The following is a 15,978-nucleotide window of genomic DNA, read 5'->3' on the forward strand; positions in this document are numbered from 1 at the left end:
GGGGATTCTTGAGCAGTGGGACGATTCGACAGATACATCCTGTCGCAGCTCCTGACTTTGTTTGGCTTTTTCGCACTGGTTCTGGTGTCGGTATATTGGGTCAATCGTGCGGTGTTGTTGTTTGATCAACTGATCGCCAGCGGTCAGAATGCAACTGTATTTCTGGAACTGACCGTTCTCAGTCTGCCCAACGTCATCCGGCTTGTGCTGCCATTGGCAGTTTTTGCAGCGACCGTCTATGTCATCAACCGACTGTCCAGCGAAAGCGAACTGACCGTCATGCAAGCCACCGGTTTCAGCCCGTGGCGGCTGGCCCGGCCTGTGTTGTATTTCGGAATGATTGTCGTGGTCATGATGTCCGCGCTGACACATTATCTGGTTCCCGCCAGCCTTGTTGAGATGGAGAAAAGGCAAAAGGAAATTGCTGAAAACATCACCGCACGGTTGCTCAGCGAAGGCACATTTCTGCACCCGGCCAAAGGGGCCACGTTCTATATCCGCGAGATTGCCCCTGACGGCGTGCTGTTGGATGTGTTTCTGTCCGACCGTCGCGCGACCGACCAGACCACAACCTACACCGCTGAAAAAGCCTATCTTGTACAGGATGAAACCGGCCCAAAGCTGGTTATGGTCAGTGGTCTGGCCCAGGTCTATGACGAAGAAGATGGTCAGCTTACTACTACTAACTTTTCCGATTTTTCTTATGATATCAGCGGGATGATAAGCCAGGACAGCGCTCAACAGCGTGAAATCAAACATCTGCCTACCATGCAGCTGGTGTTCAACAGTGCAGCTGTGGCCGAGGAGTTGTCCGTTGACCGGGGGCGTGTCGTCTATGAAGGCCATGCCCGTTTTGCGCAGTCGCTGACGGCGATTGTTTTTGCATTGATCGGTTATGCGATGTTGTTGGTCGGCGGGTATAGCCGCTTTGGTGTCTGGCGCCAGATTTTGATCGCCTTCATCGCGCTCGTCGCACTTGAAATGCTCAAGAGCGCCGTAACAGATCCCGTGCGCAGCGATCCTGACATGTGGCCGCTCATGTACTTACCTGCCGTCACAGGCACGATTTTGGTCATTGGCCTGCTATATCTCGCGTCCCACCCGATCCAATGGCGCAGAAGGTTGGCGACATGACAATCCACCTCTATTTTGCACGCAAGTTCATCTGGATTTTCCTGGGTCTGCTGACCGTCTTTTTCGTACTTATGGCGCTGGTTGACCTGATGGAACAATTGCGCCGTTTTGATGTCGAAGAAGTCGGGTTCGCGGCAGTCGTGTTTCTGACCTTGCTGCGTACACCAGAGGGGCTGTATCAACTTCTTCCTCTCATTATCATCCTCTCCACAGTTGCGCTTTTTATCACCCTTGCACGCACGTCAGAGCTTGTGGTTGTCCGCGCCGCCGGGCGGTCTGCCATATTGTCATTGCTATCTCCAGTGATTGTCGCCTTGCTGATCGGCATCTTCGCGGTGACAACCTTGAACCCTGTGGTTGCTGCCACAACTGTGCGATACGACGAGTTGTCCGATGAAATGCGCGCCGGGGGCCGCAGTGCGTTATCACTGTCCAGCGAAGGCCTTTGGCTACGTCAGGGTGGCGAACAGGGTCAGGCGGTCATTCACGCTGTCCAGACCAATCAAGACGCAACCATCTTTCAGAATGTCACCATCGTTGTTTACGCGAAAGACGGCGGTCCCATAACCCGGATTGAAGCGGAATCTGCGCGGCTTGTTGAAGGCGCCTGGGAACTGACCAACGCCAAGGCGTGGCCTCTGGTGCATGGGGTCAACGCGGAAACCAACGCCGTATCGCATGACATATTGCGCCTCAGCAGCACCTTAACCCCAGACAGAATTCGTGACAGGTTTGGCACGCCTGCGGCCATTTCAATCTGGAAACTCCCTGAATTCATTGAAGAACTCAAAGAAGCAGGTTTTTCAGCGCGTCGCCACATCGTCTGGTTTAACATGGAAATGGCACAACCCGTCTTTCTGATGGCCATGGTTTTGATCGCATCAGCCTTTACCATGCGTCACACTCGGTTTGGCAATACTGGCGTTGCTGTTCTTGCCTCAGTCCTGATCGGGTTTGCACTCTATTTCATACGAAACTTTGCCCAGATTCTTGGGGAAAATGGGCAGATTCCCGTTGAACTGGCGGCATGGGCGCCCCCCGTGGCCAGTGTCATGTTGGCACTCGGGTTATTGTTGCATATGGAGGACGGATGAACGCTGCCCTTCGTCATCTGTCCAGCTTGCTACTGCTGGTTTTCCTGGCATTGCCCGCCCTCGCTCAGACCGAGTCTGATGATGGGGATGTTATGCTTGTGGCGGACCACGTCTATGTCACCGGAGAGTCGATCCTGACCGCCGAAGGACATGTTGAGGCGCTGATGAACGGGTCACGTATCCTCGCGCCCAAAATTGTCTACGACCAAAAAGCTGACAAGGTTTATATCACTGGCCCAATTCGCATTATCCAAGGTCAAGAAGCCACGATTGTTGCGTCATCCGCAGAACTGGACAAGGGGTTTCAAAACGGGATTTTGCGCAGCGCGAGGGTCGTCCTGAATCAGCAGGTTCAATTGGCCGCCAATCAGCTTGACCGTGTCGAAGGGCGCTACAACATTCTGACCAAGACCTCGGTCACGTCTTGCCGGGTCTGCGAAACCGAAGGTGCGCCTCTTTGGCATATCCGGGCACGCCGCGTTGTCCATGATCAGGAAGAACGCCAGATATACTTTGATCACGCCAGCCTGCTGGTACGTGATGTGCCAATCATGTATTTCCCGCATTTGCGCCTGCCTGATCCAACGCTGGATCGCTCAAACGGTTTTTTGATCCCGACGATCAATTCAACGTCCCAGCTTAGTTATGGTGTGAAATTCCCTTACTTTTTCACGTTGGGCAATTACCGGGATCTTACGCTCACGCCATATATATCGTCAGAAACAAAAACGCTCGAATTTCGCTATCGTCAGGCGTTCAAAAAGGGACGTATTTATATCAATGGTGCGATCTCTGACGACACTATTCTCCCGGGTGAAACCCGTGCATATATCTTTGTCGATGGTCAGTTTGATCTGCCGCGCGACTACAAACTGACCTTTGATCTTAAGGCCGTAACCGACGAAAGTTATCTGACAGACTACGATTACTCGGATGACGACAGACTGGTCAGCGATATTACCGCCCGGCGCGCCAAACGCGACGAAAACACCCGGTTTGCATTGTTACATTATCATTCGTTGCGGGAAAACGAAGACAACAGCACGCTGCCCACAATGGTGGCTGTTGCTGAAACGGAACGCAGGTATTTCCCTACCGCACTTGGTGGCGAGTTGCGGGCTAGTCTCGAAACGCACGCCCACGTACGCGAATCCGATCTGGATGTAGATGGCCGCGACGTCGCACGCCTCAACGCCGCCCTGCTGTGGAAACGAAACTGGACTATGCCAAGCGGCCTGCGGGCTGGGATCATCGGCGAACTGGCCTTTGATGCCTATCGTACCGAAGACGATTCCACCGTCGCCTCTTATGATCAGGCATTTACGCCAACCGTCGCGGCGCAATTCGGTTATCCGATGACCAAACAAGGGGCTGATGGTGCCACCTATCGTCTGGAACCTGTCGCCCAGATCGGCTGGACAGGTGGCAATAATCTGGACATCGCCAACGATGAAAGCACCCGCGTTGAATTTGACGAAGGCAACCTGCTTTCCCTGTCTCGGTTTCCTTCATATGACCGCCGCGAACGCGGCCTGTCTGGTGCAATTGGTTTGAATTGGGCGCGCACAACAACCAAAGGCTGGCGCGGCAATTTCACAATCGGGCAGGTTTATCATCAGGAAAATCAGGTCGATTTCACGGAATCTTCCGGCCTATCCGGAACGGTGTCTGACTTTCTTTTGGCTGGTCAAATCATCACAAAGAACGGGTTTGATCTGACCGCGCGTACATTGTTCGACCATGAAAACGGGCTGACCAAGGCGGCGGCACGGGCAGGTTGGAACAACAAGAAACTGAAACTTGATGCCAGCTATGTCTGGCTCGGTGTTGATCCGGCAGAAGACCGCAACTCGATCCTTTCAGAATGGACAATCGACAGCGAATACCGGATCGCGCGTCACTGGACCGGCCTGTTTGACTGGCGTTATGACGCCGGAAGCGGACGCACGGCTGAAGCTGGTGTCGGGGTTGAATACAGAAACGAATGCGTGAAGGTCGAACTTTCAGTCTCGCGCCGGTTCTCTACATCCACTACTGTGCAATCCAGCACAAATATCGGCCTGTCTCTCGCCCTTTTGGGCTTTTCCATCAAGTCAGGCAACAGAAGCTACGACCGCACATGCGGACATACGTAGAATGAGCAGGAAGAAGACAGATATGACGTCTCGGTTTATACTTGGTATCGCCGCTGCTGCCCTTGGTTTGTTCGGGGCAACCGCATCGTTCGCGCAAAGTGCGTTTTCACCAGCCATTCAGGTGAACGACCGGGTGATTTCTTACTACGAGATTGAACAGCGCGCCTTGTTGCTCGCGATCATGAACACGCCAGGCGATGCACGTAAACTGTCCCGTGAACAGCTGATCGAAGATCGGCTCAAGCTTGAGGCTGCCGAAATCGCGGGCATTTCACCCAACGAAGGCGGCATTCAGTCGGCCATTGGTCAAATGGCCAAGCGCGTCAACATGAAACCCGAAGACTTTATCAAGGCGCTGGCCGCAGAGGGCGTCGACGAAGAAACCATCCGCAGCTTCACGATTTCCGGCATTGCATGGCAGGGCGTCATCCAGAACCGGTACGGCTCTCAGGTCCAGATCACCGAAGAAGAAATCGACCGCGCCATCGCCGCCAATTCCGGGACTGGTGGCATCCGGGTATTGCTGTCGGAAATTGTCATTCCGACCACGCCACAAACCCGCGAACAGGTCGACAGCCTGGCCACGCAGCTTTCGGAAATTCGCAGTTTTGCCGATTTCGAAGCCGCCGCCCGCACCTATTCAGGATCCAAAACAAAGGTTGACGGCGGCAAGATCAACTGGATGTCGATCACCAACCTGCCAGCCAATCTGCGCCCGCTGATCACGTCGCTTGGCCCGGGCGAAGTTTCTGATCCGGTACAGCTTCCCAACGCGGTTGCGCTGTTTCAGATGCGCGGCATCGAAGAAACCAGCGCACCGTCGCCAAAATATTCCGCCATCGACTATGCGATGTTGTACCTGCCCGGTGGTCGCACCGCCGAGACCTTGGCCCAGGCCACTGAAATGCGCGACCGGATCGATCGCTGCGACGACCTTTACGGTATCGCCAAGGACATGCCTCAGGGCTCGCTTATTCGCGAAGCACAGGCACCCGGTGAAATTGCCCGCGACGTTGCACTTGAACTGGCCAAACTGGATGACAACGAAGTCTCCACCGCGCTGACCACGCAGAACCGCCAGATGCTGATCTTTCTGATGATGTGTGGCCGCACGGCCGAGCTTGGCGAAGAATTGTCGCGCGAAGACGTGGCCGCTGCGCTGCGCCAACAGCGTCTTGCATCCTTTGCCAACAGCTACCTGGCTCAACTGCGCGCCGAAGCCATCATTGTTCAAAAATGACGGTTTCCCCAATTGCACTGACCTGCGGCGAACCCGCAGGCATCGGCCTGGAACTGGCAGAAAAGGCGTGGTCGGCGTTGCGCAACGACCTGCCGTTTTTCCTGATCGCTGACCCTGATCATTTACCCGGCACTGTGCCCTCATCCGTCATTCAGGACCCCGCCGAGGCCATTGTCCTGATGCCTGACGCGTTACCCGTGTTGCCGCATCCGTTTTTCGGAAAAATCACACCGGGCACTCCCGATCCCGAAAACGCCGAAGGTGTGGTCGAAGTAATCTCACGTGCTGCCGATCTCGTCATGTGCCGATCAGCCGCCGCCATGTGCACGTCACCAATCCACAAAAAGGCACTCAAGGACGGCGCGGAATTTCCATGGCCGGGCCATACGGAATACCTTGCCTATCTGGGCGGCGTCGACCGCGTGGTTATGATGCTGGCATCTGATCAGTTGCGCGTGGTGCCAACCACCATCCATATTCCGCTCGCCGACGTGCCGACTGCCCTTACGCCTGATCTGCTGCGTGACACGTTGCGCATTACCGCAGACAGCCTGTCCCGCCAATTTGGTCTGACCAATCCACGCATCGCCGTTGCGGGTCTCAACCCGCATGCCGGCGAAGGTGGGGCCATGGGGCACGAAGACGCCACGATCATCGCGCCTGTCATAGCCGAATTTCAATCCGAAGGTATGGATGTAACCGGCCCCTGGCCTGCCGACACGATGTTTCACGCTGCGGCACGCCAGAACTATGACGTTGCCGTGTGTGCATATCATGATCAGGCGCTGATCCCGATCAAGACACTGGACTTTGACCGGGGCGTGAATGTGACGCTTGGCTTGCCCTTCATTCGCACATCACCGGATCACGGCACCGCCTTTGATATCGCCGGTAAAAACATGGCCAACCCAACCAGCACGATCGAGGCGCTGCGCCTCGCTTATAAAATGGCGCACACCACATGACACCTGAATTGGCCAAAACTGGTATAATAACGTTATGAGCGCCATCGACACCCTGCCCCCGCTACGTGACGTGATCGAAACCCATGGCCTGTCTGCACGCAAATCTCTGGGCCAGAACTTTCTGCTCGACCTAAACCTGACCGCTAAAATCGCCCGTCAGGCCGGAGACCTCAGCGAAGCTGACGTTTTGGAGATCGGACCGGGCCCCGGTGGGCTGACCCGCGGATTGTTGGCCGAAGGTGCCCGCCGAGTGCTTGCCATCGAAAAAGACGCCCGCTGTATGCCCGCGCTTGAGGAAATTTCAGCTGCCTATCCGGGGCGATTGCAGGTTATCAATGGCGACGCGCTGGAAATCAATCCGCTTAGCCACCTGACACCACCAATCCATGTGGCGGCCAACCTGCCCTATAATGTGGGCACCGAATTGCTTGTGCGTTGGCTCACCCCAAAGGAATGGCCGCCTTATTGGCAAAGCCTGACGTTGATGTTTCAACGCGAAGTGGCCGAACGCATTGTCGCCCAACCCGGCAGCAAAGCCTATGGGCGTCTGGCATTGTTGGCGCAATGGCGCGCCGAAGCCAAAATCGTGATGTCCCTGCCACCCGGCGCGTTTACCCCACCGCCCAAGGTCAGCTCAGCAGTGGTGCATCTGACCGCTCTTGCAGAACCCCGCTTTCCGGCGGACGCCGCGACGCTTAGCCGGATTGTGGCGGCCGCTTTCAACCAGCGTCGCAAAATGTTGCGCGCGGCCCTCAAAGGACAGGCACCCGATATTCAGGATCGCCTGATTGCGGCCGGAATTGACCCCACTGAACGCGCCGAACAAGTCAGCCTTGAGCAGTTCTGCGCGCTGGCCCGTCAGTTCAAAAAGTAAAGCCCGGTCACTCGAACCGGGCTTCCTCAAATAATCTGTGTTAATCGGCGGCGTTTACTCTGCCGCTTTACCTTCATCCACTGGCGCTTTTTCGGCTGCCGCAGGTTCTGCGTCGGCCACGGCCTCTGCCTTGGGCTCATCGCTCTTCTTTTTGCGAGGCGCAGGCGCGCGTTTGCGCGGCGTGGATTTGCGCGGCGTCCGGGGTGGTTTTTCCTCGGTTTTTGCTTCTGGCGTCTCCACCAGATCGGACTGCGGTGCATCCACAATCATATCCGGCTGTTCAGCCTCGGACGGGTCAAGAACCACATCGCTTGGCTTAGGCGCGGCCTCATTGTTGTTGGCTTCGCGTTCCTGACGCTCGATCCGGTCGCGACGCTCGCGATCACGCTCGGCCTGGCGTTCGCGGTTCTGACGCTCCTGCTCTTCGCGGCGCGCCTCTTGCTCGCGCTGCGCTTCGTTCAACAAACGCAGATAATGTTCCGAGTGTTGCTGGAAATTCTCCGTCGCAACCCGGTCATTGGCCAACTGGGCATCACGCGCCAGTTGGTTGTATTTGTCTATAATCTGTTGCGGGGTGCCGCGCACTTTGCCCTCGGGCCCCGAACTGTCAAACACACGGTTGACGATATTGCCCGAAGTAGGGCGATTGCGGTTAGACTTGTTCCGCGAACGTGATTTGGAAGATCTCATAATCCTTGCAATCCAGCCTTAATCAATTGCAGTCGCTTTTGCCGTGTCGCGCCTCGTGCGCTCTGAAAAACCGGTTGCGACAATTTGTGGCTTGGTGTCCTCCGGGACCGCCAAGTTTGGCATCCACCGATAAGACACGTCCTGACTAATCTGCCTTGCCCTGCGGGGCAAGTGTCTTTTGCGAGGAAAACACGATATTGCAAAAATATCGCAAACTATTTCAGTATTTTCGCGCCGAAACCACACGATCACGGCCATCCAGATCAGGGATAACCTGAATATCGGTCAATCCGGCCTTCTGAAACAGCGCATGAACATCCTTTGCCTGTTGCCAGCCGATTTCCACCAGCAACCGACCACCGGGCTTTAGATGATCCCCGACATCGCGCGCTATCACGCGATATGCCGCCAGCCCGTCGCCTTCATCTGTCAGCGCCATCCTCGGCTCAAAACTCAACTCTGGCGCCAGCCTGTCCATTTCGTCCAACGCAATATAGGGCGGGTTTGACACTATCAGATCAAACTGGCCACCAATGGCTGAAAACCAGCTGCATTCCTCAAATTGGACTCTGTCTTCGACCTGATGAGAGGTGGCGTTTTCCCGCGCAACGGCCAATGCCCTGGATGATATTTCCGTCGCAATTCCAACCGCATCCGGGCGCTCTGCCAACAACGTAACTATGATTGCCCCGGACCCGGTCCCAAGATCCAGAACGTCGGAAAACGACGACGCCAGGGCCGCTTCGATCAGGGATTCTGTCTCTGGTCTGGGGTCCAGCACATCGGACGAAACCGAAAAACGACGCCCATAAAACTCTCGCCAACCCAACAAGTGTGACACCGGCATACCCTTGCCGCGTTCAAGTATATCAGCAAAGAACCCGACCTCGGGTAAGTCGTCAAATTCATCAGCCAAATGCAGCGTCAATCGCCCCGCCTCAATTTCAAGGTGGCTGGCCATAAGTTTGCGCGCGTCTCGCGCCGGGTCTGCAATGCCTGCGTCGCGCAGCATCTGAGTGCCCATTCGCAAAGCCGCGCCTACATTCACCCTTCCATCTCCGCCAGCAACGTCGCCTGCGCATCTGCTGTCAGCGCGTCAATCACTTCGTCCAGATCGCCCTGCATCACCTGATCCAGCTTATAAAGCGTCAGGTTGATCCGGTGATCCGTCATGCGTCCTTGCGGAAAATTATACGTGCGAATGCGCTCAGACCGATCGCCTGATCCCACCTGCCCGGCCCGGTTCGCCGCACGTTCATTGTCAATCCGCTGACGTTCCAGATCAAACAACCGGGTCTTAAGAACCTGCATCGCGATCTCCCGATTGCGATGTTGGGATTTTTCGGAACTCGTCACCACAACCCCGGACGGCAAATGCGTGATCCGCACGGCCGAATCCGTGGTGTTCACGTGCTGCCCGCCCGCACCAGAGGACCGCATCGTATCAATCCGCAGATCATTGGCATCAATGCGAATATCTACGTCTTCGGCTTCGGGCAAAACCGCGACAGTTGCCGCGGATGTATGAATGCGTCCGCCGCTTTCGGTTGTCGGCACCCGCTGCACGCGATGCACGCCGCTTTCGTATTTCAGACGCGCAAACACATTGACGCCCTTGACATGGGCCACAACTTCCTTGATCCCACCCAGCTCGGTTGACTGCTCTTCCAGAATTTCCAGCTTCCAACCGCGCGCTTCGCAATATCGCTGATACATCCGCAGCAAATCCCCGGCAAACAACGCCGCTTCATCGCCGCCGGTGCCCGGGCGAATTTCCAGAATTGCCGGCCGTGCATCCGCCGCGTCCTTGGGCAACAACGCCAATTGCAACGCATGTTCTGCGTCAGGCACACTCGCACGCAACGTCGGCAGCTCTTCTTCTGCCAACATCTTCATATCCGGATCCGCCAACATGTCCTCGGCGTCCACAATGTCGGCCAGCAACTTTCGATACGCGACGATCTGTTCGACCACCGGACGCAAATCCGAATACTCTTTGGCCAGCGCCGCAATATCCGCGCTGCCCCCTTCCGCCATCTGCGCTTCAAGAAACTCGAAACGCTGGGTGATCTGTTCTAAACGCTCTATTGGAACCATGGGGCTAACTGGGACAATCCGCGGACTTGGTCAAGAGCCTGTTACGTTGTATACTTGCTGCATGAAACGGATTGTCATCCTTCTTTGTCTTGTGGCATCGCCCGTAATGTCGGACGGTTTCATAAATGGTGTTCCGGTCGATTGCTACTGCACAGACAAACAGGGCCAGCGGATTGAGGTTGGGGAAACCATTTGCCTTCAGGTGGACGGTCGTATGTTTATGGCACAATGTCAGATGTCGCTGAATGTGCCGATGTGGCGCGAGGTGTCTCCGGGCTGCTTCAGCTCAGAGCTAAAAGGCGGTCAAAGCCGCAATCCAGCGGTCAACACGCTCCGCATTGACACCAAAGTCCTTCCGCCCAAAGCGTGATCGCGCCAGTATTTTAAGCTCTTCACCGTCTTGAATGGCTGTGGTGTAGTCGGGAAATCCAATTGTGCGGCTGCGGGTGATAAAGGTTATCATCCCCTCCTGAACGCTGCCCGCCAGAACATGTGAGCGCGGATCATCTTCGACCACATCCGCAAATCTGCGCAGCCCGTCTTTGCCAATCACAACAACCCGCGTCAAGCCATTTGCAAACCCTTTGTCGGCCGTGATCTCGGGCACTTGATGCCACCGCGTCAGATCGCTGGGCGCCAAACGGATATAGGCAAAAGCCGAAAGAAACACCCCAATCAGCAGCCAGACAACCACCATTTTGCGCACGTCCTTTCCTTTCTGGACCAGCCTTCTTCTAAAACATGCGGCGGCTGCGAAAAGTAGACCGGCACCCGCCTGAAGGCAGAGCCAAAAGAACGACAAAAACCGCAGGTTACAAGTGAAATCTACCGCGCGTCTCCTATCGAGTGAAAATGTTGCACCGCTCCCATTTCCAGGATTTGCATGGCGGATCGGGGTGGGTGGGTGGGCGATCTGCCATGCAAATCCCCATCCAGCTACACAGGCTGCGCCCTCTCCACAATACGGGCAAAAAACGAAGCTCCCACAGGCGCCACATCATCGTTGAAATTGTATTTCGGGTGATGCAACCCTGCGCCGTCCCCGGCCCCCAAGAACAAATACGACCCGGGACGCGCTTCCAGAAAATAGGCAAAATCCTCCGCCCCCATCTCCATATCAACAGCGTCCGCCACCGCGTTTGCGCCGGACACTTCGCGCGCCACATCTGCCGCAAACCGGGTCTCCGCTGCATGATTAACCGTCGCCGGATAGCCGATTTCTATCGATATTTCCGCCGTCGACCCATAGGCCGCTGCCGTCCCTTGCACAATCTCGTCCAACCGGCGGTGCACCATCTGCTGCACGTCTTTGTCAAACGTGCGAATTGTGCCATTCAGATAAGACACATCCGGGATCACATTGTTAACCGTGCCTGCATGGATCTGCGTCACCGACACAACCACCTGCTGGCGCGTATCGTGATTACGGCTGACAATGGTCTGTATGGCATTCACCATCGCAACAGCAATCACCACCGGATCAATCGTGTCTTGCGGATAAGCACCATGCCCACCCTGCCCCTGTATATTGATCTCAAACGTATCCACAGCCGCCATGATTGGTCCCGGCGTGGTGTAAAAATGCCCGAACTCCAGCCCCGGAATATTGTGAACGCCGAAAACCTGCGAAATGCCAAACCGATCCATGATGCCCTCTTGCACCATGATGTCCGCACCACCGCCTTCTTCTTCGGCCGGCTGAAATATCAACGCCACCCGACCGGAAAATTTACGCGTTTCCGCCAGATACCGCGCCGCTCCCAGCAACATCGTTGTATGCCCGTCATGGCCGCATGCATGCATCATTCCCGGCACGGTCGACGCATAATCCAGCTTAGTCATCTCCTGCATCGGCAACGCATCCATATCCGCGCGCAACCCAATGGTATCCCCATCACCCTGACCATTGATAATCGCCACAATGCCCGAGGTCGCGATACCCTCATGGATCTCGTCGACACCAAATTCGCGCAAACGTTCCGCCACAAAGGCCGCTGTCTTGTGACAGGCGAACTCCAGTTCCGGGTGCTGATGCAAATACCTGCGCCAGCGCTTCATATCTTCCGCATAATCCGCAATCCGGTTAACTACTGGCATGTCTGGACTCCCCGCACGACTTTCCCTCAACTACAGCAGACCGCAAAAAGGAACTTATCGCAATGGCCCAAGACCCGCTGATCCATGACCCAAATGGCGGTATGCCGCGTCTGCTTGAAATCATGCGCCGTCTGCGTGACCCCGAAACAGGCTGCCCGTGGGACATCGAACAGGATTTCGCGACCATTGCGCCCTACACCATTGAAGAGGCCTACGAGGTCGCCGATGCAATTGAGCGACAATCATGGGACGAACTCAAAGGCGAACTTGGCGATCTGCTATTCCAATCGGTCTTTCACGCCCAAATGGCTGCTGAAAAGGGTCTGTTCTCGTTTGACGATGTCGCCGACACCATGTCCGACAAAATGGTCGCCCGCCATCCGCATGTGTTTGGTGACGAGTCGCGCGATAAATCATCCGAACAACAAACTCGCGACTGGGAAACCATCAAAGCCGCCGAACGCGCTGGCAAAGCACAGGGCGGCACACTTGATGGCGTTGCCGTTGGCCTGCCTGCCCTGCTGCGCGCCGTGAAATTGCAAAAGCGTGCCGCACGCGTTGGCTTTGACTGGCCCGATGCCAGCCACGTGCTTGATAAGATCACCGAAGAGGCACACGAATTGGCCGAAGCCCGCGATACGCTGACCCAGGACGCAGTCGAAGATGAATTTGGCGACTTGCTTTTTGTCATGGCGAACCTCGCACGCCACATGCATGTTGACCCCGAAGCCGCCCTGCGCCGCACAAACCAGAAATTCATTCGCCGCTTTGAAGCAATCGAAACCCGTTTGGCCGCGCGCGGCGCCTGCCCCGAAGACTCCTCGCTTGAGGATATGGACGCCCTTTGGAACGCTATTAAAGCCGAAGAAAAAGCCGCAAATAATACCTGAATGTTTTATTCAGGTATTGACCTTAGTAAAAAAGTCAGGTTTAAGCTGCCGCAACCGAATTGCAACCACAAGAGCTGAGCAATGACCAACCCACTTAAAACCTCCTTCTTCGCAGCCGCCGCTCTGGCCGTGGCCACCCCTGTCCTTGCCGAAGAGGTCAATATTTATTCGTATCGCCAGCCAGAGCTGATCAAGCCGCTGACCGACGCCTTTACCGCCGAAACCGGGGTCAAAGTGAACGTGGCCTACCTGCAAAAAGGTATGGTCGAACGTCTTCAGGCCGAGGGCGACCGCTCTCCCGCGGATGTGGTGCTGACCGTTGATATTTCGCGTCTGGCCAGCGTTGTTGACGCCGGGCTGACACAGCCCGTGAACAGCGAAACATTGTCTTCCAACGTGCCAGCGCAATATCAGGACCCCGACGGGCACTGGTACGGGCTGACAACCCGCGCACGCATCGCTTATGCCTCAAAAGAACGCGTCGCAGATGGCGAAATTACAACCTACGAAAACTTCGCTGATCCTAAATGGCAGGGCCGCATTTGCACCCGCTCGGGCACACACGCCTACAATGTCGCGCTGACCTCGGCCGTCGTAGAACATCACGGCGAAGAAGGTGCCAAAGCTTGGCTGGAAGGCCTCAAATCCAACCTCGCCCGCAAACCGCAAGGCAACGACCGCGCACAGGTCAAGGCGATCTGGGCCGGTGAATGCGACGTCGCCATCGGCAACACCTATTACATGGGCAAAATGTTGGCTGACGAAGAGCAAAAAGAATGGGCCGACAGCGTTGACGTCATTTTCCCAACTTTTGAGGATGGCGGCACCCACGTAAATATCTCTGGCGTTGCCATGACCAAAGCGTCTCCCAACCCTGAAAACGCGTTGAAGCTGATGGAATTCCTGACCTCACCCACAGCTCAGGAAATCTATGCCCAGGCCAACTTTGAATACCCTATCGCACCCGGCACCAAGGCCGACCCTCTGGTCGAAGGCTGGGGCAGCTTCACGGCTGACGACGTCAACCTGATGACGCTGGCGGGCAATCGCGGTGCCGCCCTACGCATCACCGAAGAAGTCGATTTCGACGGCTGATAGTCTCAAGACATTACTCGCAAGAAGAGGCGGCGCTTTCGGGTGCCGTCTCTTTTTTCGCATCGCCCGCGCCCTAACCTGCTGAGTTAGGAAAACAACACCGACGCAATACCGACGTAGAACCGATGCGCTGCCGATCCACCTTTGCCGGGCTTTTTTGCACCCTCTGACGGGACGTGCTTGCCAAGCGCGCAGGCACTTGACACTGTGGCCGCAATCTTGACGAGGACCAGCCATGAGCGCGCGAAAAATCATCATCGACACCGACCCCGGACAGGACGACGCGGTCGCAATCCTGTTGGCTCTGGCCAGTCCCGAAGACATTGACGTGCTGGGCATCACGGCTGTCGCTGGCAATGTTCCTCTGCCATTAACGCAGAAAAATACACTTATTGTCTGTGAGTTAGCGGGTAAAACTGATGTAAAGGTGTTTTCCGGATGTGACCGTCCACTGGGCCGCGATCTGGTCACTGCGGAACATGTGCATGGCAAAACCGGCCTTGATGGCCCCGACCTGCCTGATCCCGTTATGCCGCTACAGGATCAACATGCCGTCGACTTTATCATCGAAACACTGCGCACGCACGATGCCGGAACCGTCACACTGTGTCCGCTGGGCCCTTTAACCAACATCGCAATGGCGTTTGAGAAAGCCCCGGATATCGTTGAAAAGGTTCAGGAAATTGTGCTTATGGGGGGCGCATATTTCGAGGTTGGAAACATCACCCCAGCCGCCGAATTCAACATCTATGTCGACCCGCAAGCCGCCCATATTGTGTTCCGCGCCGGTGCGCCAATCACGGTCATGCCGCTGGACGTCACCCACAAGGCGCTTGTCACCAAATTCCGCAATGATGCGTTTCGCGAACTGGGCACGCCCGTTGGCAAGGCCGTCGCGCAAATGACTGATTTCTTTGAACGATTTGACAAGGAAAAATACGGATCAGCAGGCGCACCGCTGCATGATCCCTGTGTCACGGCCTATCTGATCAACCCCGATCTGTTCTCCGGACGCCACATCAATGTGGAAATCGAAACGCAATCCGAACTGACCATGGGTATGACTGTGGCCGATTGGTGGGGCGTGACCCAACGCCCACCCAACGCAACATTCATGGGGGATATTGATGCCGACGGCTTCTTTTCCCTTTTGACAGAAAGGCTTGCACGACTATGAGCACCGCTCTTCATCTTGCCGGACCCGACGATCTGGCCCCGCTCGCCAAACTGGTCGCCGCATTTCACGCTGAGATGAAAATTGATCAGGATGAAGACGCCCGCCAAAACGCGCTGATCCCGCTGCTCGAAGGATCGCCATATGGTGCCATCTACATACTCGGTCCACGTCGCGCGCCTGTCGGCTATGTCATTGTAACCTTTAGCTGGTCCGTCGAATTTGGTGGCTTGGACGCCTTTGTAGACGAATTCTTTATTCGCCCCGGTGTGCGGCGTCGTGGTGTTGGCAGCGATGTCTTGATTGCCTTGCCCAAGGCCTTGTCTGATGCCGGAATTCGCGCCTTTCATCTGGAAGTCGACCGTGAAGATGCCGCCGCGCAACGGCTTTATACCCGGGCAGGATTTCGTCCGCGCGACCGCTATATGCTCATGACTCGGCTGTTGACCTGAACTGACTTGCGCACCATTAGCAGAAATTTAATACAGCTCTG

General features: G+C 55.9%; 16 protein-coding genes. 11 read left to right on the forward strand and 5 right to left on the reverse strand.

All coding sequences use genetic code 11. From position 1 onward, the window contains the following. Nucleotides 1-15: 15 nt before the first annotated feature. The 6 genes from lptF to rsmA are packed head-to-tail and all read left to right on the forward strand — an operon-like array spanning nucleotide 16 to nucleotide 7,442. Nucleotides 16-1,134: an LPS export ABC transporter permease LptF gene (gene lptF, locus ABJI08_RS16675; RefSeq protein WP_348402977.1), complete on the forward strand. Its 1,119-nt coding sequence runs from the start codon at nucleotides 16-18 to the stop codon at nucleotides 1,132-1,134. Beyond that, the gene (gene lptG, locus ABJI08_RS16680; protein WP_348403028.1) at nucleotides 1,131-2,228 is read left to right on the forward strand and encodes an LPS export ABC transporter permease LptG; all 1,098 of its coding nucleotides are present in this window, start codon (nucleotides 1,131-1,133) and stop codon (nucleotides 2,226-2,228) included. Before lptF ends, lptG begins: the two co-directional genes overlap by 4 nt. Continuing rightward, the gene (gene lptD / locus ABJI08_RS16685; protein ID WP_348402978.1) at nucleotides 2,225-4,363 is read left to right on the forward strand and encodes an LPS assembly protein LptD; all 2,139 of its coding nucleotides are present in this window, start codon (nucleotides 2,225-2,227) and stop codon (nucleotides 4,361-4,363) included. Before lptG ends, lptD begins: the two co-directional genes overlap by 4 nt. A gap of 1 nt (nucleotide 4,364) precedes the next feature. After that, on the forward strand, nucleotides 4,365-5,603 hold the full coding sequence (locus ABJI08_RS16690) for a peptidylprolyl isomerase (RefSeq protein ID WP_348402979.1): 1,239 nt from the start codon (nucleotides 4,365-4,367) through the stop codon (nucleotides 5,601-5,603). Beyond that, a complete protein-coding gene (gene pdxA, locus ABJI08_RS16695) occupies nucleotides 5,600-6,568 on the forward strand; it encodes a 4-hydroxythreonine-4-phosphate dehydrogenase PdxA (protein ID WP_348402980.1) in 969 nt (322 codons plus the stop codon). Before ABJI08_RS16690 ends, pdxA begins: the two co-directional genes overlap by 4 nt. Before the next feature lie 34 nt (nucleotides 6,569-6,602). Then, nucleotides 6,603-7,442: a 16S rRNA (adenine(1518)-N(6)/adenine(1519)-N(6))-dimethyltransferase RsmA gene (gene rsmA / locus ABJI08_RS16700; protein ID WP_348402981.1), complete on the forward strand. Its 840-nt coding sequence runs from the start codon at nucleotides 6,603-6,605 to the stop codon at nucleotides 7,440-7,442. 54 nt (nucleotides 7,443-7,496) lie between these two features. On the opposite strand, the gene ABJI08_RS16705 is transcribed toward rsmA, so the two are convergent. From ABJI08_RS16705 to prfA, 3 genes are all read right to left on the reverse strand, one after another. Then, nucleotides 7,497-8,132 (reverse strand): DUF4167 domain-containing protein, encoded by a 636-nt coding sequence (locus ABJI08_RS16705; RefSeq protein ID WP_348402982.1) that lies wholly within the window; start codon nucleotides 8,130-8,132, stop codon nucleotides 7,497-7,499. A 220-nt stretch (nucleotides 8,133-8,352) separates the two neighbouring features. After that, a complete protein-coding gene (gene prmC / locus ABJI08_RS16710) occupies nucleotides 8,353-9,180 on the reverse strand; it encodes a peptide chain release factor N(5)-glutamine methyltransferase (protein ID WP_348402983.1) in 828 nt (275 codons plus the stop codon). After that, a complete protein-coding gene (gene prfA / locus ABJI08_RS16715) occupies nucleotides 9,177-10,229 on the reverse strand; it encodes a peptide chain release factor 1 (RefSeq protein ID WP_348402984.1) in 1,053 nt (350 codons plus the stop codon). Before prfA ends, prmC begins: the two co-directional genes overlap by 4 nt. Nucleotides 10,230-10,335: 106 nt before the next feature. Between prfA and ABJI08_RS16720 the strand changes: the two genes are divergently transcribed. After that, a complete protein-coding gene (locus ABJI08_RS16720) occupies nucleotides 10,336-10,599 on the forward strand; it encodes a hypothetical protein (protein WP_348403029.1) in 264 nt (87 codons plus the stop codon). Here ABJI08_RS16720 and ABJI08_RS16725 read toward each other — a convergent pair. Continuing rightward, nucleotides 10,522-10,926 (reverse strand): DUF1499 domain-containing protein, encoded by a 405-nt coding sequence (locus tag ABJI08_RS16725; protein ID WP_348402985.1) that lies wholly within the window; start codon nucleotides 10,924-10,926, stop codon nucleotides 10,522-10,524. The two genes, ABJI08_RS16720 and ABJI08_RS16725, sit on opposite strands and share 78 nt — an antisense overlap. A gap of 239 nt (nucleotides 10,927-11,165) precedes the next feature. Then, nucleotides 11,166-12,326 carry a M20 aminoacylase family protein gene (locus ABJI08_RS16730; RefSeq protein ID WP_348402986.1) on the reverse strand — a complete coding sequence of 387 codons (1,161 nt, stop codon included), beginning with the start codon at nucleotides 12,324-12,326 and terminating at the stop codon, nucleotides 11,166-11,168. A gap of 62 nt (nucleotides 12,327-12,388) precedes the next feature. On the opposite strand from ABJI08_RS16730, the gene mazG reads away from it, so the two are divergent. The 4 genes from mazG to ABJI08_RS16750 all read left to right on the forward strand — a co-directional run bounded on the left by mazG (nucleotide 12,389) and on the right by ABJI08_RS16750 (nucleotide 15,937). Next, entirely contained in the window at nucleotides 12,389-13,216 is an 828-nt protein-coding gene (mazG, locus tag ABJI08_RS16735) for a nucleoside triphosphate pyrophosphohydrolase (RefSeq protein ID WP_348402987.1), read from the forward strand. An 81-nt stretch (nucleotides 13,217-13,297) separates the two neighbouring features. Further along, nucleotides 13,298-14,311: a Fe(3+) ABC transporter substrate-binding protein gene (locus tag ABJI08_RS16740; protein ID WP_348402988.1), complete on the forward strand. Its 1,014-nt coding sequence runs from the start codon at nucleotides 13,298-13,300 to the stop codon at nucleotides 14,309-14,311. Between the two features lie 235 nt (nucleotides 14,312-14,546). Then, on the forward strand, nucleotides 14,547-15,488 hold the full coding sequence (locus ABJI08_RS16745) for a nucleoside hydrolase (protein ID WP_348402989.1): 942 nt from the start codon (nucleotides 14,547-14,549) through the stop codon (nucleotides 15,486-15,488). Continuing rightward, nucleotides 15,485-15,937, forward strand: coding sequence for a GNAT family N-acetyltransferase (locus tag ABJI08_RS16750; RefSeq protein ID WP_348402990.1), 453 nt, complete (start codon nucleotides 15,485-15,487; stop codon nucleotides 15,935-15,937). Before ABJI08_RS16745 ends, ABJI08_RS16750 begins: the two co-directional genes overlap by 4 nt. Nucleotides 15,938-15,978: the final 41 nt, after the last annotated feature.

Origin of the sequence: Shimia sp. (assembly GCF_039969785.1) — a bacterium.
Taxonomy (GTDB): domain Bacteria; phylum Pseudomonadota; class Alphaproteobacteria; order Rhodobacterales; family Rhodobacteraceae; genus Shimia.